Annotated in this window: 19 protein-coding genes; 12 read left to right on the forward strand and 7 right to left on the reverse strand. The window is 70.7% G+C overall.

The window, feature by feature from the left end; all coding sequences use genetic code 11:
- Positions 1–48 precede the first annotated feature (48 nt).
- From rfbB to ACIGXW_RS30370, 3 genes are all read right to left on the reverse strand, one after another.
- On the reverse strand, positions 49–1,035 hold the full coding sequence (gene rfbB / locus ACIGXW_RS30360) for a dTDP-glucose 4,6-dehydratase (protein WP_399576066.1): 987 nt from the start codon (positions 1,033–1,035) through the stop codon (positions 49–51).
- Positions 1,032–2,099, reverse strand: a complete 1,068-nt coding sequence (locus tag ACIGXW_RS30365; protein WP_399576068.1) for a glucose-1-phosphate thymidylyltransferase — start codon at positions 2,097–2,099, stop codon at positions 1,032–1,034. Before ACIGXW_RS30365 ends, rfbB begins: the two co-directional genes overlap by 4 nt.
- 371 nt (positions 2,100–2,470) lie before the next feature.
- A complete protein-coding gene (locus ACIGXW_RS30370; RefSeq protein WP_399576069.1) occupies positions 2,471–4,117 on the reverse strand; it encodes a DHA2 family efflux MFS transporter permease subunit in 1,647 nt (548 codons plus the stop codon).
- An 82-nt stretch (positions 4,118–4,199) separates the two neighbouring features.
- On the opposite strand from ACIGXW_RS30370, the gene ACIGXW_RS30375 reads away from it, so the two are divergent.
- The 10 genes from ACIGXW_RS30375 (at position 4,200) to ACIGXW_RS30420 (ending at position 15,230) form a co-directional block, all read left to right on the forward strand.
- Positions 4,200–4,721 carry a MarR family transcriptional regulator gene (locus tag ACIGXW_RS30375; RefSeq protein WP_071967005.1) on the forward strand — a complete coding sequence of 174 codons (522 nt, stop codon included), beginning with the start codon at positions 4,200–4,202 and terminating at the stop codon, positions 4,719–4,721.
- Positions 4,722–4,786: 65 nt separating this feature from the next.
- Positions 4,787–5,932 (forward strand): hypothetical protein, encoded by a 1,146-nt coding sequence (locus tag ACIGXW_RS30380; protein WP_399576071.1) that lies wholly within the window; start codon positions 4,787–4,789, stop codon positions 5,930–5,932.
- A 323-nt stretch (positions 5,933–6,255) separates the two neighbouring features.
- Positions 6,256–7,395 (forward strand): nucleotide disphospho-sugar-binding domain-containing protein, encoded by a 1,140-nt coding sequence (locus tag ACIGXW_RS30385; protein ID WP_399576073.1) that lies wholly within the window; start codon positions 6,256–6,258, stop codon positions 7,393–7,395.
- A 70-nt stretch (positions 7,396–7,465) separates the two neighbouring features.
- Positions 7,466–8,488, forward strand: coding sequence for a methyltransferase (locus ACIGXW_RS30390; RefSeq protein ID WP_360910030.1), 1,023 nt, complete (start codon positions 7,466–7,468; stop codon positions 8,486–8,488).
- 46 nt (positions 8,489–8,534) lie between these two features.
- Entirely contained in the window at positions 8,535–9,230 is a 696-nt protein-coding gene (locus ACIGXW_RS30395; RefSeq protein WP_399576075.1) for an antibiotic biosynthesis monooxygenase family protein, read from the forward strand.
- On the forward strand, positions 9,227–10,789 hold the full coding sequence (locus tag ACIGXW_RS30400; RefSeq protein ID WP_399576076.1) for an FAD-binding oxidoreductase: 1,563 nt from the start codon (positions 9,227–9,229) through the stop codon (positions 10,787–10,789). Before ACIGXW_RS30395 ends, ACIGXW_RS30400 begins: the two co-directional genes overlap by 4 nt.
- A 47-nt stretch (positions 10,790–10,836) precedes the next feature.
- Positions 10,837–11,571, forward strand: coding sequence for a class I SAM-dependent methyltransferase (locus ACIGXW_RS30405; RefSeq protein ID WP_399576078.1), 735 nt, complete (start codon positions 10,837–10,839; stop codon positions 11,569–11,571).
- Complete coding sequence (gene rfbD, locus ACIGXW_RS30410) at positions 11,564–12,502, forward strand: dTDP-4-dehydrorhamnose reductase (RefSeq protein ID WP_399576080.1); 939 nt, start codon at positions 11,564–11,566, stop codon at positions 12,500–12,502. The genes ACIGXW_RS30405 and rfbD overlap by 8 nt, the downstream gene beginning before the upstream one ends.
- 53 nt (positions 12,503–12,555) lie before the next feature.
- Positions 12,556–13,782 (forward strand): methyltransferase domain-containing protein, encoded by a 1,227-nt coding sequence (locus ACIGXW_RS30415; RefSeq protein ID WP_399576403.1) that lies wholly within the window; start codon positions 12,556–12,558, stop codon positions 13,780–13,782.
- The gene (locus ACIGXW_RS30420) at positions 13,779–15,230 is read left to right on the forward strand and encodes an acyltransferase family protein (protein ID WP_399576082.1); all 1,452 of its coding nucleotides are present in this window, start codon (positions 13,779–13,781) and stop codon (positions 15,228–15,230) included. The genes ACIGXW_RS30415 and ACIGXW_RS30420 overlap by 4 nt, the downstream gene beginning before the upstream one ends.
- Here the strand turns inward: ACIGXW_RS30420 and ACIGXW_RS30425 are convergent.
- On the reverse strand, positions 15,158–16,240 hold the full coding sequence (locus ACIGXW_RS30425) for a LuxR C-terminal-related transcriptional regulator (RefSeq protein ID WP_399576083.1): 1,083 nt from the start codon (positions 16,238–16,240) through the stop codon (positions 15,158–15,160). The genes ACIGXW_RS30420 and ACIGXW_RS30425 overlap by 73 nt on opposite strands.
- A gap of 118 nt (positions 16,241–16,358) precedes the next feature.
- Between ACIGXW_RS30425 and ACIGXW_RS30430 the strand changes: the two genes are divergently transcribed.
- On the forward strand, positions 16,359–17,090 hold the full coding sequence (locus ACIGXW_RS30430; RefSeq protein ID WP_399576085.1) for a 2OG-Fe dioxygenase family protein: 732 nt from the start codon (positions 16,359–16,361) through the stop codon (positions 17,088–17,090).
- 120 nt (positions 17,091–17,210) lie between these two features.
- On the opposite strand, the gene ACIGXW_RS30435 is transcribed toward ACIGXW_RS30430, so the two are convergent.
- Positions 17,211–18,254: an alpha/beta hydrolase gene (locus tag ACIGXW_RS30435; RefSeq protein ID WP_399576404.1), complete on the reverse strand. Its 1,044-nt coding sequence runs from the start codon at positions 18,252–18,254 to the stop codon at positions 17,211–17,213.
- A 275-nt stretch (positions 18,255–18,529) separates the two neighbouring features.
- On the opposite strand from ACIGXW_RS30435, the gene ACIGXW_RS30440 reads away from it, so the two are divergent.
- Positions 18,530–19,135: a TetR/AcrR family transcriptional regulator gene (locus tag ACIGXW_RS30440; protein ID WP_399576087.1), complete on the forward strand. Its 606-nt coding sequence runs from the start codon at positions 18,530–18,532 to the stop codon at positions 19,133–19,135.
- Between the two features lie 3 nt (positions 19,136–19,138).
- Here the strand turns inward: ACIGXW_RS30440 and ACIGXW_RS30445 are convergent, their stop codons facing one another.
- A complete protein-coding gene (locus ACIGXW_RS30445) occupies positions 19,139–20,209 on the reverse strand; it encodes an NHL repeat-containing protein (RefSeq protein WP_399576088.1) in 1,071 nt (356 codons plus the stop codon).
- Between the two features lie 117 nt (positions 20,210–20,326).
- Positions 20,327–22,633, reverse strand: coding sequence for an SMP-30/gluconolactonase/LRE family protein (locus ACIGXW_RS30450; protein WP_399576090.1), 2,307 nt, complete (start codon positions 22,631–22,633; stop codon positions 20,327–20,329).
- Positions 22,634–22,770: the final 137 nt, after the last annotated feature.

The following is a 22,770-nucleotide window of genomic DNA, read 5'->3' on the forward strand; positions in this document are numbered from 1 at the left end:
GTGTTCAACTGCAGTGCGGGGGCCGGACGTCGGCCGGTTGAACACCCCTCACAGGACCGCGCGGTCCTTCAGCGGCTCCCACCAGTGGCGGTGGTGCCGGTACCAGGCGACGGTCTCGGCCAGCCCGGTCGCGAAGTCCTTGCGCGGCCGGTACCCCAACTCCGTCCGGATCTTGGTGCAGTCGACGGAGTAGCGCAGGTCGTGCCCCTTGCGGTCGGCGACGTACTCCACCATGTCCCAGTCCGCGCCGCACTCCGCGAGCAGGTACCCGGTGAGCTCCTTGTTGGTCAGCTCCGTGCCGCCGCCGATGTTGTAGATCTCGCCGGGACGCCCCCCGGTGCGGACCAGTTCGATCCCCCGCACGTGGTCGTCGATGTGCAGCCAGTCCCGGACGTTGCGCCCGTCGCCGTACAGCGGCACCTTCTTCCCGTCGAGCAGGTTGGTCACGAACAGCGGTATGGCCTTCTCCGGGAAGTGGTGGTGCCCGTAATTGTTGGAGCACCGGGTCACGCGCACGTCCAGCCCGTGGGTGCGGTGGTAGCTGAGTGCCAGCAGGTCGCTGGAGGCCTTGGACGCCGAGTAGGGCGAGGTGGGGCGCAGCGGGTGCTCCTCCGGCCAGGAGCCCTCGGTGATCGAGCCGTAGACCTCGTCCGTGGAGATGTGCACGAAGGTGCGCGCACCTGCGCGCAGGGCCGCGTCGAGCAGGACCTGGGTGCCCATGACGTTGGTCCGTACGAACGCGGTCGAGCCCCGGATCGAGCGGTCGACGTGGGACTCGGCGGCGAAGTGCACCACGTGGCCGGCCCGGCCCATCAGCGCGTCGACGAGCGGTGCGTCGCAGATGTCGCCCTGGACGAAGGTGAACCGCGGGTGCGAGCGCACCGGATCGAGGTTGGCCGGGTTTCCCGCGTAGGTGAGCTTGTCCAGCACGGTCACCGCGACGTCGCCCGGGCCCTGGGGGCCGAGGAGGGTGCGTACGTAGTGAGAGCCGATGAACCCCGCACCGCCGGTCACCAGCACGTCGGTGACGGTCATGAGGAGATCTGCACCTTGCTGTGGTCGCCGAGGACGAGGCGGTGGGCGTGGGGGACGGCCGGCGCCGGGGTGACCGTGACGTTGCGTCCGATCAGGGACGCCTCGACCCTGCGCACGCCCTTGATCGACGAATCCCGGAGCACGATCGAGAACTCGATCTCGCTGTTCTCGATGCGGCAGTCCTCCGAGACGGAGGTGTAGGCGCCGATGTAGGAGTCGCTGATCACCGTGGAGCGGCCGATGATGGCGGGTCCGACGACGCGGGACCTGTGCACCCGTGCGCCCTCCTCGATCAGGACCCGGCCGATGATCTGGCTCTCCTCGTCCACCTCCCCCTCGATCCGCGGCTCCAGCGTCTCCAGCACCGTGCGGTTGACCTCCAGCATGTCCATCACGTTGCCGGTGTCCTTCCAGTAGCCGGAGACCGTCGTGGAGCGCACGGTCCGCCGTGTGTCGATGAGCCACTGGATGGCGTGGGTGATCTCCAGCTCGCCCCGCAGGGACGGTGTGATCGAGCGGACCGCCTCGTGGATGGCGGGCGTGAACAGATACACGCCGACCACCGCGAGGTCGCTCTTGGGGTGGAGTGGTTTCTCCTCCAGGCGCACCACGCTTCCCGACGCGTCCAGTTCGGCCACGCCGAAGACGGTGGGGTCGCTCACCCGGGTGAGCAGGATCTGGGCGTCCGGGCGCTCCAGGCGGAAATTGTCGACGAGCCGGGAGATTCCGCCGACGAGGAAGTTGTCGCCCAGATACATGACGAAGTCGTCGTCCCCCAGGAATTCCCGTGCGATCAGGACGGCGTGGGCCAGTCCGAGCGGCTCCGCCTGGGGAATGTAGGTGACGTCGAGGCTGAACTTCGAGCCGTCGCCGATGGCGTCCCGGATCTCGTCGGCGGTCTCGCCGACGATGATGCCGACGTCCCTGATGCCCGCCCGGGCGATGGCCTCCAGGCCGTAGAAGAGGACGGGCTTGTTGGCCACGGGCACCAGTTGCTTCGCGGTGGTGTGGGTGAGCGGCCGCATCCGCGTGCCCGCGCCCCCCGACAGTACGAGGGCCTTCATGACGCGCCACCCAATTGACGGGCGGGAAGCTCTTCAAGGGTCATGGGTATGTGCGACGACATCAGTATCCCCCAAGCGTCTGTGCACGTTCCTGCAATTAAAGCTAGGCGCTTGGGAGTTGGCTTGTCCAGGGATCTCGGACATTAATTGTCAATTCCTTCGGGATTCGAATGGGATGGCGCCGCGCAAGTGATTTCCACACCATTGCCGCCTGTATTTCTCATGGCTTCCCGGCCGAATCGCGTGGAAGTGCCGGAAGGCATACGAAAGGCGGCCCGGTCGGAGGTCACGGGGGGTTCCTCCGACCGGGCCGCCCGGGCGCCGGCAAACGCCGGCGCGGGATGGCCGCGCCGCGCACGGTCCGTGCGGGATCAGTGCGGGCTCGGCTCCGGCTCCGCGTGCTCGTACGTCGCGGTGGCGGTCTTCGGGGAGATGAACAGCGTGGCCGCGAGCGCCAGCACCAGCAGCCCGGCGCAGACGTAGCTGGAGATCTCGAGGCCGGTGGTCATCGCCTCGCGCGCGGCGTCCGCCGCCGCGGCGGTCTTCGGGTCGGCCGACAGTGCCGGGATCACCGATCCGGCGCTCTCCGTCACCGCCCCGCTGAGCCGCTCGGCGTCCTGGCCCGAGAGCCCGTTGCCGGTGAGACGGTCGGTCAGGTCGGAGGTGAGCGTGCTGAAGAACAGGGTGGCGAGGGCGGCGATGCCCAGCGCGGAGCCGAGCTGGCGCGCCGAGCTCTGGATGCCCGAGCCCTGTCCGGCACTCTGCGGGGGCACGTCGGCGAGCACGATGTTGGTGACCTGCGCGGTGGCGAACCCGACGCCGATGCCGTAGACGAACAGCGCCAGCGCGATCAGCCACCAGGCGCTGTCGGTGGCCGCGATCAGCCCCAGGATCACCAGGCCGGCGGCCTCCAGGAACAGACCGATCCGCACCTGCTGCAGCGCGGGGACCGAAGCGGTCATCGAGAAGCTCGCACCGCTGGCGCAGAAACTGCCCGCGGCCAGGGCGACGAGCGCGAGCCCGGCCTGGAACGCGGAGTAGTCCAGGGCGAACTGCAGCCACAGCGGCAGCACCGCGATGATGCCGAACTCACCGAGGCCGACGGCGAGCGTCACGACGTTGCCGTTGCGGAACGAGGAGATGGAGAACAGCCGCACGTCCATCAGCGGCTCGTCGTTCTTGCGGCCGAGCGCCGCCTGCCGGCGCCAGAAGGCGAACAGGGCCACGGCCGACGCGAGGAGTGCGACGAGTACGGGGGAGGGGTTGCCGCTCCAGGAGAATCCGCCGATCTCCATCGGCTCGATGGTCTCCAGCCAGCCGTAGGTGCGTCCTTCGATCAGTGCGAACGCCAGCAGGCCCAGTCCGATGGCCGACAGCACGCTGCCGAGGACGTCGATGCGTCCCCGGCCGGCGGGCGAGGCGGACAGATAGACCAGGACGCCCGCGGCGACCACGATCACGAGCGGGATGTTGATGCCGAAGGCCCAGCGCCAGGAGAAGTCCGCGAGCCAGCCGCCCAGCAGCGGGCCGACCGCCGCGGCGGCGCCGATCGTCGATCCCCAGATGGCGAACGCCTGCCCACGGGCCTTGCCGCTGAACGTCATGTTCACCAGGGCCAGCGACGTCGGCAGGATCATGGCCCCGCCGATGCCCTGGACGAACCGGGCCAGGATCAGCAGGCCGCCGTTGGGTGCGACCGCGGCCATCAGGCTCGTGGCGCCGAACACGGCGAGGCCGATGAGGAAGATCTTGCGGGCGCCGTACAGGTCGGAGAGGCGTCCGGTGAGCAGGAGCAGCGCGGCGAAGGCGATCGCGTACGACTCCTGGATCCACTGGGCCTCGACCGAGTCGATCTCGAGGTCCTCGATGACCGGGGCGAGGATCACGTTGACGATGGTGACGTCCACGACAATCAGTGCCACACCCAGCGATACGGCGATAAGGCCTAACCACTGACGCTTGGCAGGGGATTCTGCAGTGCCGTTCAAGATGCCTCCACTCTGATGTATCTTCGCCATGAAGATATTTTGGGGCAGGGTAGGTTGTCAAATGGAGTGGCAGAGCACGCCCTCTGCGCAGATGGAGAAGTGGAGCATGTCGATGGGGAAACCGGAGTCCGGCAGCCTTGAGGTCCAGCGCGACCGCCTCATGGACGGGCTGCGAGCGTTCGGCGCCAACTACACGGAGTTCACCCAGCGGTTCGCGACCTGGCTGGGGCTGCACTCCACCGACGCCGCGGCCCTGGCGGAGATCCTGTACGCCGAGGACAAGGGGGCGCCCCTGTCGCCGGCCCGGCTGAGCGAGCGCATCTCCCTGTCGTCCGGAGCGACGACCGCCCTGCTCAACCGCCTCGAACTGGCCGGCCACATCGTCCGCACCCGCGAGCACACCGACCGCAGGATCGTGACCCTGCGCAGCAGCCCCCACGTCAAGCCGCGCGCCGAGGAGTTCTTCGGCCCGTACGCCCAGCGCATGGCCGCGGAGATGTCGCAGTACACCCCGGACCAGCTGCAGCAGTTCGAGGACTTCATCGGCCACCTCCGCGAGACCATGGACTCGCTGCTCGCCCACGAGTACCAGGAGCACCGCCCGGGCGCACGCCCCTCGCGCGGCAGCAGCTGACCCGCCGACGCCTCGCGTCCATACGTCCCCTCCCGCGCCCTTCACCGGCGCGGGGGGAGAGCGGGATGCGGACCGTGACCGAGGTGCCCCGGGAGGAGTTGGGGCTGGACGAGCCGGTTCTCACCGAACCGCACGTCAGCCGCACGACCCGAGAGGTCCGCATGCCTCCTGTCGCAGTCCACTTCAACGGCGGGGTCAACCTGCCGGACTCCGCCACCGTCCTCAGAGCCCTCGCCGAACGGGTCCCCCAAGGCTTACGGCGCCTGCCCGACGGCGAGACCGGCGGCCGGGCCCAGTGGATCGGCTACCAGTACCCCCGCCTCCTGGCGACCCCCGGCCTGCGGCAGGCCGACGGCCCCTGCGACGCCGACTCCGGCGACTCCTACACGGGCGGCCCCTCGGTGCGCCTCGCCGCCGGCGTCGACCCCAGTGCGATCGAGTGGCCCGACCTCGGTTACGCGGCCGAGTACGAGAAGTCCTACGCGACCTTCGCGCAGCTGCGCGACGAGGGCGTGATCCCCGCCGGCGTCCGCATGCAGGCCGAGTACCCCACCCCCACGGCGGTCGGCACGCTCTTCCACCCCCGCGACAAGGACCGCATCGGCCCCTCCTACGCACGTGCGCTGCTCGCCGACCTGGACCGCCTCCTGGCCCGCGTGCCGCACGACGACGTGGCCGTGCAGTGGGACGCGGCGGTGGAGACCGTCATGGCCGACCAGGAACCCGCCCTCCTGGAGCCGATGGCGTCGCGCCTCGCGGCGCTCATGGACCACCTGCCGGCGGATGTGCCGGTCGGACTGCACCTGTGCTACGGCGACTTCGAGCACCGGCACATGATCGAGCCCACGTCCCTGGCCACCCAGGTCGCGCTCACCAACGCGGTGACCGCGCACGCTGCCCGGCCACCGGCCTGGATCTCCTTCACCGTGCCCCAGGACCGCGACGACGAGGCGTACTTCTCCCCGCTGGCCGGCTTGGAGAACCACCCCGCCACCGAGCTCTACCTCTCGGTCGTCCCCTACCACCCCGACCGCCAGCGCGAGGGCACGATCGACGCGCAGGTCGCCCTCATCGACCGGTACCTGCCCGAGGGCGGCCGGCCGTGGGGCATCTGCACCGAGTGCGGCATGGCCCGGGCCGACCGCGAGGACGTACCACGCCTGATCGAGCTGCACCGCGAGATCCTCGCGAAGTACAGCGCGGGCGAGTAACCCACCGCCGACGACGGCCGCCCCGCGCTCCGGGGCGGCCGTCCCCTTGCGTGCGCGCCCCGCCAGTCGCTATGGACGGCCCGAACTGCCCTGCGACGCCCAGCCCTTGACAAGGTCACCTGCGGCGAAGAAGATACCTTCCATCTTGGAACGCATGTGCCCAGCTGCCGCGTTCCCTTCGTTTCCTCATCTCCGCCGGTAGGCCCTTCCGACGCCTCCACACCGGCTTTCCTCCCCTCGGCCGTGCGACCCGCCGACGTCTCCTGGCTCTGTCTGCTCACGAGCCCGCCGCCGGTCGTCGAGGCCAGGCCCCAAGGAGAAGCATGAAAGTTCTCTTCATCGCCGCGGGCACGAGCCCGGCGGGTGTCTTCGCGCTGGCCCCGCTCGCGACGGCGGTGCGCAACGCCGGACACGAGATCATGGTCGCGGCGTTCGACGAGCTGACCCCCACGATCGCGGCCGTCGGGCTGCCGCCGGTGGCCGTGGCCACCGACCACACGACGGAGAGCATCAAAACACTGGACCGGCCGGGCGGGCCGATCGAGTTCCCGTGGTCCACCGAGCAGGAGCTGCCCTACGTCGGCCGGTGGTTCGGCCGTCAGGCGGCGGTCAGCCTCGGCGGACTCCTGAAGCTCGCCGAGGTCTGGCGCCCGGACCTCGTGATCGGCGGCACCGACGCCCACGCCGGCCCGCTGCTCGGCGCCCACCTCGGCGTACCGTACGTCCGGCAGGCGTGGGACTGGCTGCACTTCGACGGCGTCGAGAGGTACGTGAACGAGGAACTCGCCCCGGAGCTCGCGACGTTCGGCCTCGACCGGCTGCCCGACCCGGACCTGTTCCTCGACATCTGCCCGCCGAGCCTGATCCCGCCGGGCGCACCGCCCGGCAGGCCCATGCGGTGGGTGCCGGGAAACCGGCAGTGCAAGCTGGAGCCCTGGATGTACAGCCCGGGCCCACGCCCCCGCGTGTGCGTCACGCTCGGCAGCTTCCGCACCGCCATGCCGGAGATGTTCGACTACCTCTGCGCACTGGTGACGCGGCTCTCCGAGCTCGACGCCGAGATCGTGGTCGCCGCGAACGAACGGGCGGCCGAGAAGCTGCGCGTCCGCTTCCCGGAGGTGCGCAGCGGCTGGGCGCCGATGGAGTACCTCGTCCGCACCTGCGACGCCATCGTGCACTGCGGCGGCCTGACCGCCCTCAACGCCATGGAGGCGGGCACGCCGCAGGTCGTGGTCAACCAGTTCGAGGCGTTCGAGGGTTCGCTGCGGCTGCTGGAGCAGCAGGGTTCGAGCGTGGTGCTCCACCGGGGCGACGGATCGCCGGACAACACCTTCGAGGCGTGCCACAAGATCCTCAAGGACGACGGCTACGCGCGGCAGGCCCGGGAACTCGCCCGTGAACTCCACGGGCTGCCCACCCCCAACGACGTCGTCGGCGACCTGGAAGCACTGGCGCGCGGATGACCGCCCCCTGATGCCCGCCCCCCGCCCACACCGCCCGTCCCCACCCCGCGACCGAAAGGGTCCGCCCGTCATGGAGACCTCACTTCCGAAGCCGCCCCCTTCCGTCCGCGTGCTGCAGCTGGCGACGTCGAGCTGGATGGCCGCCGCCGTGAGCGCCGCCGCCGAACTCGGTGTCGCCGACGCGCTGGCGGACGGCGCCCGTCCCGTGGACGAGATCGCCGAGGAGGCCGGCGCGCACGCGCCGACGCTCTACCGGCTGCTGCGCGCCTGCGCCGCCATCGGGCTCTTCGAGGAGCGCGACGGCAAGGTGTTCGCGCTGACCGACGTCGGTGACGCGCTCCGCAGCGACTCGCCGGCCTCGATGCGCAACTTCGCACGGTGGGTCGGCCTCGCCGCCGACCGCAACACCTGGGCCGGCCTCGCGGACAGCGTCCGCACCGGCGAGAGCGCCTTCGAGCGGATCCACGGGCAGGACGTCTGGGACTTCATGCGCGAGCGCGACGACGTCTCGCGCGTCTTCGACGACGCCATGACCGAGGCGTCGCGCCAGCTGATCGCCCCCGTGGTCGGCGCCTACGACTTCGGCGGCCTCGGCACGATCGTGGACGTCGCGGGCGGCCACGGCGCCCTGCTCGCCGCGGTCCTCGCCGCCAACCCCGACGCCCGCGGCCTGCTGTACGACCAGCCCGACGTCGTCACCGGCGCGAAGCGCACGTTCCAGGAGAGCGGCGTCGACGACCGCGTCGACATCGTCGCCGGCGACTTCTTCGACTCCGTGCCGGCCGGCGGCGACGCCTATCTGCTGTCGAACGTCATCCACGACTGGGACGACGAGCGGTCGTTGAGGATCCTGGCCAACTGCCGCGAGGCCCTGACCGGCGACGGCCGGGTGCTGCTCGTCGAGGCCGTCATGCCGGGCCCGGCCGAGCCGTCGGGGACCGTCACGCTGATGGACCTCAACATGCTGGTGCTCTGTGGCGGCCGGCAGCGCACCGAGGCCGAGTTCGCCGACCTCTTCGCCCGCGCCGGGCTCCGGCTGACCCGGATCGTCCCGGCGGGCCTGCACAGCGTCGTCGAAGCAGTCCGGGCCTGAGCCCGGATCCGAACCTGACCCAAGCCAAGCGGAGGGACCGGAAGACATGCCATTCATCACGCCGGACAACGGATCGCTCACGGTGTTCAACCTGTTCGACACCGCCACCCGGGAGGACCAGAAGACCCTGCTCGACACGATGCAGGGCATCATCGAGGGGGCGAACTACCCGGGGTGGCGGTCCTCCACCCTGCACGGCGGCCTGGACAAGCCGTGTGCCGCCAACTACATCCAGTGGCGCAGCGTGGACGACCTCCAGGACCGCTACGAGGGCGAGAACTTCAAGCACAACACGGTGCCGTACTTCACCGAGCTGACCACGTCGGTCCACCTGCTCAAGACCGAGGTGGTGGCCACCCACCTCGCGCCCTCGCTGGAGCACATCGAGATATCGCCCGACCGCGACGACTTCACGGTCATCGTCATCATGGGCGTCGAGCCCGCGAACCAGGCGAAGCTCGTCGACCTGTTCGCCAAGCCCGACGAGTGGATGCACGACGTGCCGGGCTTCCGCTCCAACTCCATCCTGCGCGGGCTGGAGGGCGACTTCGTCGTCAACTACGCCCAGTGGGACGACCGCGAGGCCTACAAGGCCTTCCACGACCTGCCGGAAGCGGACCGCCCGGCCGAAACGCGCGCCATGCGCGCCGCCGCCCGGCCGCTGCTGACATCGCGGTCGTCCAACACCTACGAGGTCGTCTTCTCGCGGTCGGCCGCCGACCAGCCGGCCGGTGACCGGTGACCGCCACCACCGTCGACGGCCTCCCGGCGGCCACGGGGACGCCGGGCGCGCGCCCGGTGCCGGACGCGGTGGTCGTCGGGCCCGACGACCACCGCTACGGCGAGCTGGTGCGCGGCGACAACTACCGCTTCGTCGGCCGGCCCGACCACGTCGAGCTGGTCCACGACACCGGGCAGGTCGTGGACGCGCTGCGCCGCGCCCTGGCCGAGGGCAAGAGGGTCGCCGTGCGCAGCGGCGGACACTGCCCGGAGGCGTTCGTCGCCGACCCCGCGGTCAAGGTCGTCATCGACCTGTCGCTGATGTCGGACGTGTACTTCGACCCGGAGATGGGCGCTGTCGTGATCGAGGCGGGCGCGACCGTCGGCCACGTCTACAAGGCGCTCTACCGGAACTGGGGCGTGACCCTGCCCGCCGGGGTGTGCACCGCGGTCGGCGTGGGCGGCCACATCTCCGGCGGCGGGTACGGCCCGCTGTCGCGGCTGCACGGCCTGGTCGCCGACCACCTGTACGCGGTGGAAGTGGTGCACGTCGACGAGGCGGGCACGGTCCGCACCACGATCGCCACCCGTGAGCCGCACGACCCCAACCGGGCGCTGTGGTGGGCGCACACCGGCGGCGGCGGGGGCAACTTCGGCATCGTGACCCGCTTCTGGATGCGCTCCCCGGGCGCGTCGGGCTCGGACCCCGGGGAGCTGCTGCCCAAGCCGCCCGCCTCGCTGCTGATCGCGATGGTCACCTGGTCCTGGGAGCAGTGCGACCTGTCGGCGTTCACCAGGATCGTGCGGAACTTCATGGCCTGGCATGTCGCCCACAGCGGCGTCGGCTCGCCGTTCGCCGGGCTGTTCGCGTCGCTGTGGGTCAGACACCGCTCGGGCGGCGGCCTGACGATGTTCGTGCAGATGGACTCCACGGCACCCGACGCCGAGGCGAAGCTGGACGCGTTCCTGGCCGCCGTCGACGAGGGGACCGGCGCCACACCGTTCGTGCTGCGCAACCACCTGCCGTGGCTGACCGCGAGCCGCTACATGGGCCAGGGCGACTCGGGCCCCGTCCTGGGCTCGCGGATCAAGACCAAGGCCGCCTATCTGCGCGACGTCCATACCGACGAGCAGATCGCCACCCTCCACCGGTGGTTCACCAGCGAGGACTACTTCGGGCGCGAATCGCTGATGATGCTCAACGGCTACGGCGGCGCGATCAACGCGGTGGCGCCGGCGGACACCGCGTCGGTGCAGCGCGACTCGGTGATCAAGGCCGCCTACTCGGCGGCCTGGGGCGACCCCGCGGAGGACGAGCGGCACATCGCGTGGCTGCGGGGCCTCTACGGCGAGCTGTACGCCGGGACCGGCGGGGTGCCGGTGCCCGGTGACCTCGCCGACGGCTCCTACATCAACTACCCGGACGTCGACCTCGCCGACCCGGCGCACAACACCTCCGGCGTGCCCTGGCACGAGCTCTATTACAAGGACAACTACCCGGCGCTCCAGGCCGTGAAGGCGGCCTGGGACCCCCGCGACGTGTTCCACCACGGCCTGTCGGTGCGACCGCCGTCGTCCTGAGCCGCGCAGCAGCACGCCCTGTCCACGCTCCGAGCGCAGGAGAACCCATGACATCTTCCTCGTTTTCCTCGGCCCACATACCCGACCGGTACGACTTCGAAAGCATGTACGCGGGCGAGGCGAAGGCGCCGCCCGTCCAGCCCTGGGACATCGGCCGGCCCCAGCCGGCCCTGGTCGCCGTCCACGAGGCGGGGATGGTCCACGGGGACGTCCTCGACGTCGGCTGCGGGCTCGGGGACAACGCGACCTTCCTGGCCGCGCGGGGACACCGCGTCACCGCGGTCGACGTGTCCGAGACCGCGGTGCGGGAGGCACGCCGGCGTGCCGCGGCCCAGGGCGTGGACGTCGACTTCGTCGTCGGCGACGCCACCCGGCTCTCGGGCCATGAGGGCCGCTTCGGCACCGTCCTCGACAGCGCCTGCTACCACTCGCTGGCCGAGGATCAGCGCCGGCCGTACCTCGCCGTGCTGCACGAGGCCTGCCGGCCCGGGGCCCTGCTGCACATGTTCGCCTTCGCCGAGGAACTCGAAGCGCCCTTCCCCGGACCGCACCGGCACAGCGCCCGCAGCCTGCGCGACGTCGTGGGCGGCATCTGGAACGTGGTGTCCGTCGAGGAGGCCACCTACGCCAGCTCGCTCGGCGTCGACGACATCCGCGCCATGATCAAGTCGGAGTACCCGGACGCCGACCTCGACAGCCACCGGCTCGACGGCCTGGCGCTCGACGAGTTCGGCAAGGCGACGATGCCGGTCTGGCACGTGATCGCCGAGCGCCGTGGCTGAACGCGTCCCGGTCGACGCCCCGCGGCGGTGGCTGGTCCTGGGGGCCGAGGGCCTGCTCGGCTCGGCCGTCGCCGACGTCGCCGGGGCCGACCCCCGGATCGCCTCCGTCGTACGGGCGGGACGCGACCGGGCGGACGTGACCCGGCCCGCCGACGTGGAGCGACTGGTCCGTGCCGCACGGCCGGACGTCGTCGTCAACGCCGCCGTCTTCACCGGCGTGGACCCCTGCGAGGCCGACCCGGCCGGCGCGTACGGCGTCAACGCGCTGGGCGCCCGGTGGGTCGCCCGGGCCTGCGCCGATGCGGGGGCCCGCTGCGTCTACATCAGCACCGACTACGTCTTCGACGGCACGGGGGAGGGCCCCTACGACGAGAGGGCGGCGCCCCGCCCCGTCCTCACCTACGGAGTGTCCAAGCTCGCGGGGGAGCTCGAGACGCTGCACGCGGACCCCCGGCACCTGGTGGTCCGCACCGCCGCCCTCTTCGGCCCGCCGGCGCCCAGCGCCCGCCGCAGGGCCGGCTTCGTCGAACGGATCCTGCGGCGCGCCGCCGCCGGGGAGCGCGCCGACGTGGTGGACACCCTCGTCATGTCGCCCACCTACACCGTGGACCTGGCCCGGACGGTCGTCGAGATGCTGGCGGCCGGCGTCGACGGCGGGCCGTACCACGTGGTCAACGAGGGCAGTGCGACCTGGTACGACCTGGCGCGGGCCGCGGTCGTCGGCGCCGGCCTCCCCGCGCTGCCCCGGCCGGCGGCCGGCGCCGGCCCCGCGGGCGGCCCGGCGCGGCCGCCCTTCACCCCGCTCACCTCCGTGCGCCTTCCCCCGCACGTCCGACGGTTGAACCGGCCATGGCAGGACGCCCTCACGGAATTCCTGCGCGAGCACGGGCCGGCCGTCGTGGCCGCCGCCAAGCGCCCGCACCACCACTGAGCGGCCCGCACACCCACGCAAAGCCACCGAACTGAGGAGCCTTCATGTCCGACATGCCGGTCTGCCGTATCTGTGGCGGCACACTGAGCGAATTCGTCGACCTGGGCGCACAGCCCATGGGCAACGCGTTCGTCTCACCCCAGGACCCCGACGACGACGCCGCGTCCTTCCGCTTCCGGCTCGCCGTCGCCATGTGCGAGGCGTGCACCATGGTCCAGCTGGTCGACGACGTCCAGCACGACCAGATGTTCCACCAGGGCTACCCGTACCGCTCGTCGGGATCGTCCGTCATGCGGGCCCACTTCGAGGCGCTGGCCCGGCGGTTCCTCGCCCAGGACCTGACCGGCACCGACCCGTTCATCGTCGAACTGGGCAGCAACGACGGCATCATGCTGCACACGATCGCCAAGGCCGGTGTGCGCCACCTCGGCGTGGAGCCGTGCGGGGACGTCGCCGAGGTCGGCAGGGCCAACGGCATCCGGGTGCGCAGCGAGTTCTTCGACGAGAACCTCGCGGCCGACGTCCTCGCCCAGGACGGGCCGGCCGACGTCATCTTCGCCGCCAACACCTTCTCGCACATCGACTTCCTGGACTCCATCCTGCGCGGCATCAAGAACCTGCTCGCCCCGGACGGCGTCTTCGTCTTCGAGGACCCGTACTTCGGCGACATCGTCGAACGCGCCTCCTTCGACCAGATCTACGACGAGCACATCTTCTTCTTCACGGCCCGTTCCGTGCAGGACATGGCCGCCCGGTTCGGCCTCGAACTGGTCGACGTGGAGCTCCTTCCCGTGCACGGGGGCGAGCTGCGCTGCACCCTCGCCCACACCGGAGCGCGACCCGTCAGTCCCGCGGTGACGGAACTGCTGGCCGAGGAGGCCGCGCAGGGCCTGACGGAACCGGCCACGCTCTCCCGCTTCGCCGACGCGGTGCGCGAACTCGGCGATTCCCTGGTGACCCTCCTGCGCGAACTGCGTGCACAGGGCAAGCGCGTGGTCGGCTACGGCGCCACGGCCAAGAGCACCACCCTGCTCAACTACTGCGGAATCGGCCCCGACCTGGTCTCCTTCATCAGCGACTCCACCCCCGAGAAGCAGGGGCGGCTCACCCCGGGCACGCACATCCCGATCCGCGGCCCGGAGGCCTTCGCCGACCCCTATCCCGACTACGCGCTGCTGCTCGCCTGGAACCACCAGGAGGAAATCCTCCGCAAGGAGGCCGCATTCCGCGAAGCCGGCGGCAAGTGGATTCACTACGTTCCGGACGTGCGCGTGGAGTGACCCGTGCCCGGCGCCCGCGACGCGAAGGGATACGACAGCCGCCCGGCACCCGGCGGGCGGCTGCCACGACGCCATTCCACTTCGGTACGCGTGGTGGTGGCCCGTGGCGATCGACGGTACGGTCTCCGGCATGCCGGACAGCGAAGTCCGCTACTGCCGGAGGGCGTTCATTGCGAAATACCACCGCCAAGGACAGCGGGCGAGCGGCCGGCACTCCGGGGCGTGAGACGCTCCCGTCCCTGACCGGGGCCCGCTGGGTCGCGGCCTTTCTGGTTTTCGGTCTCCATTTCACGGCAATGCAGCTGGGGACGGACGTCGGCGCCCGTGAGCCCGCTGCGGTCGATCGCGGAATGCACAGCCTGTTCCGCACCGGATTCATCGGTGTGTCGTTCTTCTTCATCCTCAGCGGATTCGTGCTGACCTGGTCCACGCCCCAGGACCGCCCGGCGCGCCACTTCTGGCGGCGGCGGTTCGCGAAGATCTATCCGGTGTACGTCGTCGCCACGCTCCTGGCCGTCGTGCTGTTCTACCTCTCGGCCCGGATCGTGCCCAGTCGGGGCGCCGCCCTGGCGCACGCGTTCATGGCCCAGTCGTGGGTTCCGGACCAGTCCTACATCTTCGGCCTCAACCCGGTCATGTGGTCGCTGAGCTGCGAGGCCTTCTTCTACCTGTGCTTCCCGGCGCTGCTGGTGCCGCTGTCGCGCGCAAGCACCCGGACCCTGCGTCTCGCCGCCGTCGCCTGCGTGGTGCTGACCGTCGTGGTGCCCGCGCTCGCCGGCCGGGTCCTCACGCTGCGCACGCCCGAGCCGGCGATGGTCGTCTCGCTGGACGGCTTCGACAACCAGTTCATGTACTGGTTCACGTACGTCTTCCCGCCCATGCGCCTGACCGAGTTCGTCCTCGGCATGATCATCGCGCTGCTGGTGCGCAGGAACGCCTGGTCGGGGCCCGGGGTGCCCCTCGCCCTGGCCGTCTGCGCCGCGGGGTTCGTCCTGAACCGGGAACTTACGCCCTACCTCCAGCGTGCGGCCGGCATGCTCATCCCCTTCGCGCTGCTGATCGCCGCCCTGGCGAGCGCGGACCTCGCCGGGAAGCGGACGCCGTTCGGCGGGCCGCGCATGGTGTTCCTGGGCAGGATCTCCTTCTGCTTCTACGCGGTCCACATGCTGTTCGTGCTGAACACACGGGATCACCTACGGCCGTGGCTGGCCGATCTGGGCCTGATCTCCCGGCCGGACCGGGCCCTGCCGGTCTGGGCGAACGCCGGATTCTTCCTCGGCTACCTGTGCGCGGCAGCCCTCGTCGCCTGGATCCTCTACCGGATCGTGGAACTCCCGATGATGCGGATCATCCGGGGCGGCCGGTCCGGCCGTGATCACCAGGGCCCCGGGGGGCCGGGCCGCAGGTCGTCGGAGCGGGTGGCGGCGGCCTCCTCGGAGGGCTCCTGACGGGGCGACACCCCGTCCCGGTGCAGCAGATAGCCCGCGTGCAGACGGTTGCGGGCACCCAGCCGCGTCATGATCTCCGAGATGTGACGCTGACAGGTGCGCTGCGACATGCCCAGACGGCGGGCGATGACCTTGTCCTCGTGCCCGTCCACCAGAAGCCGCGCGATGATCTGCTTGAGGTCCTCGGAGACCGCCAGCACCTGCTCCCGCACGTATTCCGTGGGAAAGGGCGAAGCCCCCGTCCAGGCCCGCTCGAAGGCATCCGCCACGAAGCCGACGACGTTCGGCTCCCGCACCACGACGGCGCCCGGCGCACCCTCCTGGAGGGGAAGCAGCGCCGTGGCCCGGTCGAAGACCAGGGCGCGCATGAAGCCGTCGCCGACGGTACGGACCTGTGCGCCCCGCTTCGTCACGTACTCGACGTAGCCGACGGTGTGCCGGCTGAACCGGGCGGTGTGCTGGTAGAGCGCGCGCACCCGCACCCCGCGCGCCAGGACCCGCTCCGCGCGGTCGAGCGAGTCCCTGAGCGCCTCCGCGGGCAGCGCGCCGCCCGGCTGCGAGAGCAGGACCTCGCCGGTGGCCTCTGCCGACAGGGCCGCTATCGCCTCGCGGACGGTGTCCGGGCCGGCCAGCACCTCGACGCTGTGCCGCCGCAGCCGGTTCGTCACCCCCTGCTCGTACAGCGGCACCAGCCGCGCCAACTCCTCCCGCACGTCGCCGATGGTCTGCCGGCGCTGTGCCAGGTCCTCGATCAGCGGGGTCAGCAGCAGCATCTCGGCGCTGTCCGGCGGCACCGCCGCGTAGGCGTCCGGCTCACCCGGCGCGTGGCGCAACAGCCGCATCCTCAGCAGCCGTTCGACCGCCGCCCGCGCCTCCTTCGGCGCGAGGCCCTGCGCGGCGCAGACGTCCCCCAGCCGGAATTCCAACGTCCGGACGGCGTGCGCGTAGACGCGGTGCTCGATGTCCCCCAGCCGGTCCGGCTCAATCTCCCGTGCGTCCTGTTTTGCCATATTCGTTCATCCCCCATACATATGCATGGCGAGGATACGACGCCCTGGCCAGAGCCGTCCCGGGCCCTCTGTCGATCACGATGGGCCCGACCAGGACCTGTACGAAGGCAAGGACACCATGACTTCAGTGCGATCGTTCGCGGCGGACCGGCCCACCGCGTCCCCCGAGCCGCAGCCGTTCGCCCACTTCGGCCCGGACCCGCTGGCCGGCGCGCTCGGCGAGATCCCCGCGACGAGCGTCGAGGAGTTCACCGCCTCCTGGGACGACCTGCCGCCCGACGCCTACCTGGGCACCGACACCCCCTACCGCTTCCGCCGCTACAGCTCCTTCCGGCTGCACGGCGACCGCCTCGAGCGGCTGCCCCACGCCGCGTTCTTCCAGGACAAGGCGGTGAACAAGGTCAACGGCGGAGTGGACCGCCTGTTCGCCCCGATGACCGACGCCGTCGCGAACGGCGCGGCACTGCGCGCGGTCGTCCGCACCCTCCGCGAGCGCCTCCCCGGCCCCGCCGACGGCATCGACACCTGCGGCGTCCACCAGATCCGCGTCACCGCCACCGCGGACGCCGAGGGCCGCCCCGCCCCGGAGGGCGTCCACCAGGACGGACACGCCTACGTCGGCCAGGTGCTGATCCGCCGGCAGGACGTGGAGGGCGCCGAGTCCTGCCTCTACGACCTCCAAGGGCGGCCCGTCCACCGGGCGCTGCTCACCGAGCCCTGGGAGGCGATCGTCCTCGACGACCGCCGCGTCCTGCACGACGTCTCGGCGATCAGGCCCGCCGCCGGAGTCGACCGCGGCATCCGGGACATGCTCCTCGTCGACTTCTTCTCCGGCGCCGCCCCGGCGTGAGCGACCCGGTACGGACCGGACCCGAAAGCCGCTGTCACCCTGCCGCCCGGCGACCGCCGGGCGACAGGGGACGGGACGGAATCAGGCACAGGACGTGAAGGCCGGGCAGGCGGCCGTTGCTCAGTGATGTGAAGTTTTGGCGGGAGGCGAGCTCTGCTGGGAGGCGAACGCCGCCTCCAGGCGCGGAACGAAGTCCACCAGGTCCTGCGCCCAGCAGCCGTAGGTGTGGCCGCCCTTGCAGTCGCTGCCCCAGCCTGCGCCGTCGCCGTAGTTCACGTAGTGGTAGGGGTACTTGAGGGCGTCGAGGCGCTCCTTGGCGTGCCTGGACGCCGACTCGACCCAGAACTCCGGTTCGACCGGGTTGCCGGCGCCGGTGCCCGTGTAGATCGAGACGCCCATGCCGGCCAGCGCGTCCATGTGCGCGACCGGGTCCGCCTCGTTCCAGCGCCAGTCGGCCCACAGGATCGGATAGGGCGTGCCGAAGATCGCGTCGCTGGACACCGGGGGACCGTAGTTGAGGTTGCAGGTGGGGGCGGACGCGCCGCAGAGCGCGGCGCCGACATTGGTCAGCGTGGCCACGACGGCGGCGCGCATGACGGCGTGGTTCGTCGAGAGCTCGTTGGCGCCGGAGAGCGAGGCGACCTGGCTGAACAGATCGGGATGCCGCTGGGCGTAGTGCAGGGCCCCGAAGCCTCCCATCGAGAGGCCGCCGACGGCCCGTGCCTGCTTGGAGGCGAGGGTGCGCAGGTTGGCGTCGATGAACGGGAGCACCTGGTTGATGTGGAAGGTCTCCCAGTTCTGCGCACCGGCGGCGGTCTTCTGGTCGAGCCAGTTGGTGTACCAGCCTCTGCGGCCCCCGTCCGGGATGACCGTGATCATCGACTGGGCCGCGGTGAGGGCGGGGTAGGCCACGTTCGGATTGCCCGGGTCGTCGGAGGCGCCGTGCAGGAAGTAGAAGACCGGATAGCGCTTGGCGGGCTGGGTCGCGTAGTCCTTGGGCAGCAGGATCCGGATGCGGTGCGGTCCGGAGACCTGGTCCGTCTTCACGGTGATCACGAAGTTGGTGGCGGTGCCGGAGGCGGCGCCGACCTGGGTGAGTCCGAAGCCGTCGTTCATCGGCGGCGGGACCGGATCAGCGGCTCGCGCGGACGGCGCGCCCAGCATGAGGAGGGCGGCCGCGACGGCGAGGACCGCCGCCTTCGCGCGCAGGAGCCGGGCGGGTCTCCGTCCGGCGTTCACTGCCCGCTCCCGGTGTTCGGGTGCGGGCGTCGCGGGTAACGCGTGGGTGGCACGGTGGTCCGTCATGCCGAGCACCATAGCCAGCTCTAGAACAATTTTCTATAAGCTTGCTCGATTTCTGTTGCCGCCCGAGCGGATGGATCACCGCTTCTGTTCTAGGCTGATCGGCATGCCGAACGGAATCATGAGGGGGACGCACGATGTCTCCTAAGCAGCAACGCGGCGAGGCGACCGTCGACCAGCTCCTGACCGCCGCGCTGCAGGTGTACGGGCAATCCGGCCAGCAGGGCTTCACCGTCAGCGCGGTCACCACGGCCAGCGGAGTGAGCCTCGGCAGCCTCTACCACCACTTCGGCAGCTTCGACGGTCTCGCCGCCGGCCTCTACATCCGCTGCATGGAGCAACTGTGCGACGAGGTGTTCGCGTCGGTGGGCCGCACGCGCACCGCCCGTACCGGCGTCCGTGCGCTCGTCAAGGCCTATTTGCGCTTCACGGTGGAGCGCCGGGACATGGCCCTGTTCCTCCACGCCTCCGCCTACTCCGGCTATCTCGCCGCGCACGCCGAAGAGATCCGCGCCGTCAAGGCGGCCAAATTCGCGGCCATCGCCCAGTGGCTGGCCCCGCGCATCGCCGCCGGCGAGGTGGCGGACCTTCCCGCTCCCGTGCTCGAAGTGCTCGTCATGGGACCGATCGAGGAGGCCGCACGCCGCTGGCTGTCCAGCACCTATGACATCGACCTGAAACAGGCCGAACGCATCCTCCCCGACCGGATCTGGCGCTCGCTGCAGCCCGACCCGGCCGGGTAGGGGTCACGCACGTCGCGGTATTCCGCCGCTCACCTTGCGGACCCGGTGGTTGCCGAAGTCGCCGATGTACAGTCCGCCGTCGCCGTCGACCGCGATGCCGAGGGGCTGGTCGAGGCGGGCCAGAAGGGCGGGGCCGCCGTCGCCGCCGTATCCCTTGCTCCCGTCGCCGGCGACCGTGGTGATGATCCCGTCGGCATCGACCCGCCGCACCCGCTCGTTGCCGTAATCGGTGATGTAGAGGTTGTCGTCGCCGTCCACCGCCAGACACTGCGGAAGGTCGAGGACCGCCCCGATGGCGGGTCCGCCGTCACCGCCGAAGCCGATGTCACCGGTACCGGCCACGGTGGTGATGATCCCGTCCGGGGCCACCCTCCGCACCCGGTAGTTGTACCGGTCCGCGATGTAGAGGTTGCCGGCACTGTCGATCGCCAGGGCGTGCGGAAAATGCAGCGAGGCCGCGGTGGCGGGGCCGCCGTCGCCGCCGAAGCCGTCGGCACCGTCGCCGGCCACGGTGGTGATGACGCCGTCCGTGCCCACCTTGCGCACCCGGTGGTTGTAGTCGTCGGCGATGTAGAGATTGCCGACACCGTCGACCACCAGGGCGTGGGGGAAGTTCAGCGAGGCGGCGACGGCAGGCCCGCCGTCGCCGCCGAACGCGGCGGTCCCGTCGCCGGCCACCGTGGTGATGATCCCGTCCGTGCCGACCTTGCGCACCCGCTGGTTGGAGCGGTCCGCGATGTAGAGGTTGCCCCGGTCGTCCAGTGCCACGCCGGCGGGATCCCTGAGACCGGCCGCGATGGCGGGCCCGCCGTCGCCGCCGAACGCGGCGGTCCCGTCGCCGGCCACGGTGGTGATGGTCCCGTCCGGGCCCACCTTGCGCACGCGGTGGTTCTGGTAGTCGGCGATGTAGAGGGAACCGGCGCCGTCGAGGGCCACACCGTAGGGGGCACGAAGACCGGCCGCGGTGGCGGGGCCGCCGTCGCCGCCGAACCCGGCGGTGCCGATGCCGGCCACGGTGGTGATGGTGCTCCCGGACGACGCCGGTGCCGCCGGCTCCGCGATTCCGTTCTTCACTGCTGTCACGTTGATAAGCGCCTTTCGCTGGATCGGCACGGGTCCCGCCCGGCCGGGGAGGCCGGACGGGACCCTGTGTTCTGTCCTACGAACCTTCGTGCCCGCTGCTCACACCGGTCACAGGATGCGGCCGGTCAGTGGCACGGGTGCGAGGCGGCCGATGACGGCCCGGCCGTCGGTGGACTGGGTGCCCGGTGTCGCGTCCGGCCGGGCCTTGATCACGATCGTGTGGATCAGGGAGGTCTTGTCCGCGGTGCCGGTGTTCAGGTGCGGGTTGGAGCTGATGACGAGCGTCCTGCCGTTGTCCTCGAGCCGCGTGTCGAGGTTCCCCGTGACATACGGCCTGGTGTTGTAGTACCCGTAGGAGGCGGCGCCCGTGAACTCGAAGCCGGTGGGGGCCGTGATGCGCTGTTCGATGATCCCGGGGTTGACCGGCTGGTTGTTGACCGAGCGGATCTCCAGGTTGAACTTGACGGTCTGGCCCGGTGCCGCCGCCGGTACCGACGCCTGCACCACGCGCAGCGCGGTCTCGTCCTGGGACGTGCTGGTGATCTTGCCGGAGATCTGGACGGGATTGTGCCGGCCGACGCTGGCCGAGCCGTTGTCGTACTGCCCGGGCAGCGCGTTGATGCGGGCCTGGACGGGGATCGTGTAGATCACCGAGCCGCTGTCGCTGGTGGTGGTGTTGACGTGCGGGTTGGCGGTGATGACCAGGGTCCGGCCCTCGTCCTCGATCCGGTAGTCGAGATTTCCGGTGACGATGCCGTCGAGGGCCTCGTAGTACGCGTATGTGGGCTGTCCGGCGAAGATGAAGGCCGTCGGGGCGGTGTAGCGCTGGACGATGGTGCCGGGGTTGACCGGCTGCCCGGCGGGTGAGAGGTAGCGCATGACGAGAGTGCTCCGCTGGCCCGGGGCGACGTCGGGAACGGTGTCCTGATAGATCGTCAGTGCCGTCTCGTCCGCGACGGGGGCGGGCACGACGATCGTGACGGGCAGGGCGTACGTGTTGTCCTTCAGGTTCAGGTCCCCGCCGTACTGGATCTCCAGCGTGCACTCGTACGTGCCCGCGGGTGTGGTGTCCGGGGCGATCACCCGGAAGACGCCGTCCAAGCTGCCCTGATACGGGATGAGTTGCTGCCCGGTGAACGTGCGGGTGAGCCGCCTTCCCGTCGTGCCGGGGCCGCCGACCAGACCCTCGGGCAGCGTGAGCACCACGGTCACGTGCTGGCCGTCGGCCGGGTTCGGGCCGCGGCTCCTGATCCGTGCGCCGAGGTCGAACTCCTGGCCGCGCTGGGCCCGGTACGGGCTGACGACCTCTCCGTACAGGTCGGCGGCCGGCGGGAGCGGCGGGGTCATCTGGGCCACGCCCGTGACGCCGCGGATCCGGTGGTTGTTCGCATCGGCGATGTAGAGGTTGCCGGCCCGGTCCAGCGCCACCCCGGAGGGGTAGAACACTCGGGTGCCCGCGGCGGGGCCGCCGTCGTCCACGTATCCGGCGGTGCCGTTGCCCGCGATGGTGGTGATGATGCCGTCCGCGGTGACCTTGCGTACCCGGTGGTTGTGGCCGTCGCCGATGTACAGGCTTCCGGCCTCGTCCAACGCCACTCCCCAGGGGTAGTGGAGCTGGGTACCGAGGGCGGGGCCGCCGTCGGAGACGTATCCGGCGGTGCCGTTGCCCGCCACGGTGGTGATGAGGCCGTTGGGGGTGACCTTGCGGATGCGGTGGTTGTGCCGGTCGGCGATGTACAGGTTGCCCTCGGCGTCCACCGCCAACCCCAGCGGGTACTGGAGCCGCGTCGCGATGGCGGGTCCGCCGTCGGAGACGTATCCGGCGGTGCCGTTGCCCGCCACGGTGGTGATGTTCCCGTTCGTGGTGACCTTGCGGACGCGGTGGTTGCCGTGGTCCGAGATATACACGTTTCCGCTGCGGTCCACGGCCAGTCCCCAGGGGGTGTTGAGCCGGGTGGCGATGGCGGGTCCGCCGTCGGAGATGTATCCGGCCTGGCCGTCGCCGGCGATGGTGGTGATGATGCCGCTCGGCGTCACCTTGCGGACCCGGTGGTTGTTGGTGTCCGCGATGTAGAGGTTGCCCGCGTCGTCCACCGCCACGTCCCCGGGGTAATGAAGCCGGGTGGCGACCGCGGGTCCGCCGTCGGAGACGTATCCGGCCTGGCCGTCACCCGCGACGGTGGTGATGATGCCGTTCGGGGTGACCTTGCGGATGCGGTGGTTGTGCCGGTCGGCGATGTAGAGGTTGCCGTTCTTGTCCACGGCCACGCCGTAGGGGTAATGGATCCGTGTCAGCGCGCCCGGCCCGCCGTCGGAGATGAACCCGGCCGCGCCGTTGCCCGCCACCGTGGCGATGGCGCCTTCGGCCAGGCCCGCGGGCTGCGGGCCGGCTCCGGTGTTGATCGAGGTGGTCATGCGTGTACTCCTGTCTGATCGGAGGAGGTGCATGGATTCGGCGCCCCCGGCAGCACACCCGTGCGTGTGAACTCCTTTTCCCCGCCGCTGCGATCTCCGTCGAAATCTGCGGCCTCTTCCTGAATTCCGTGATTCAC

It is taken from the genome of Streptomyces sp. NPDC053079, from assembly GCF_044546695.1.
Taxonomy (GTDB): Bacteria; Actinomycetota; Actinomycetes; order Streptomycetales; family Streptomycetaceae; genus Streptomyces.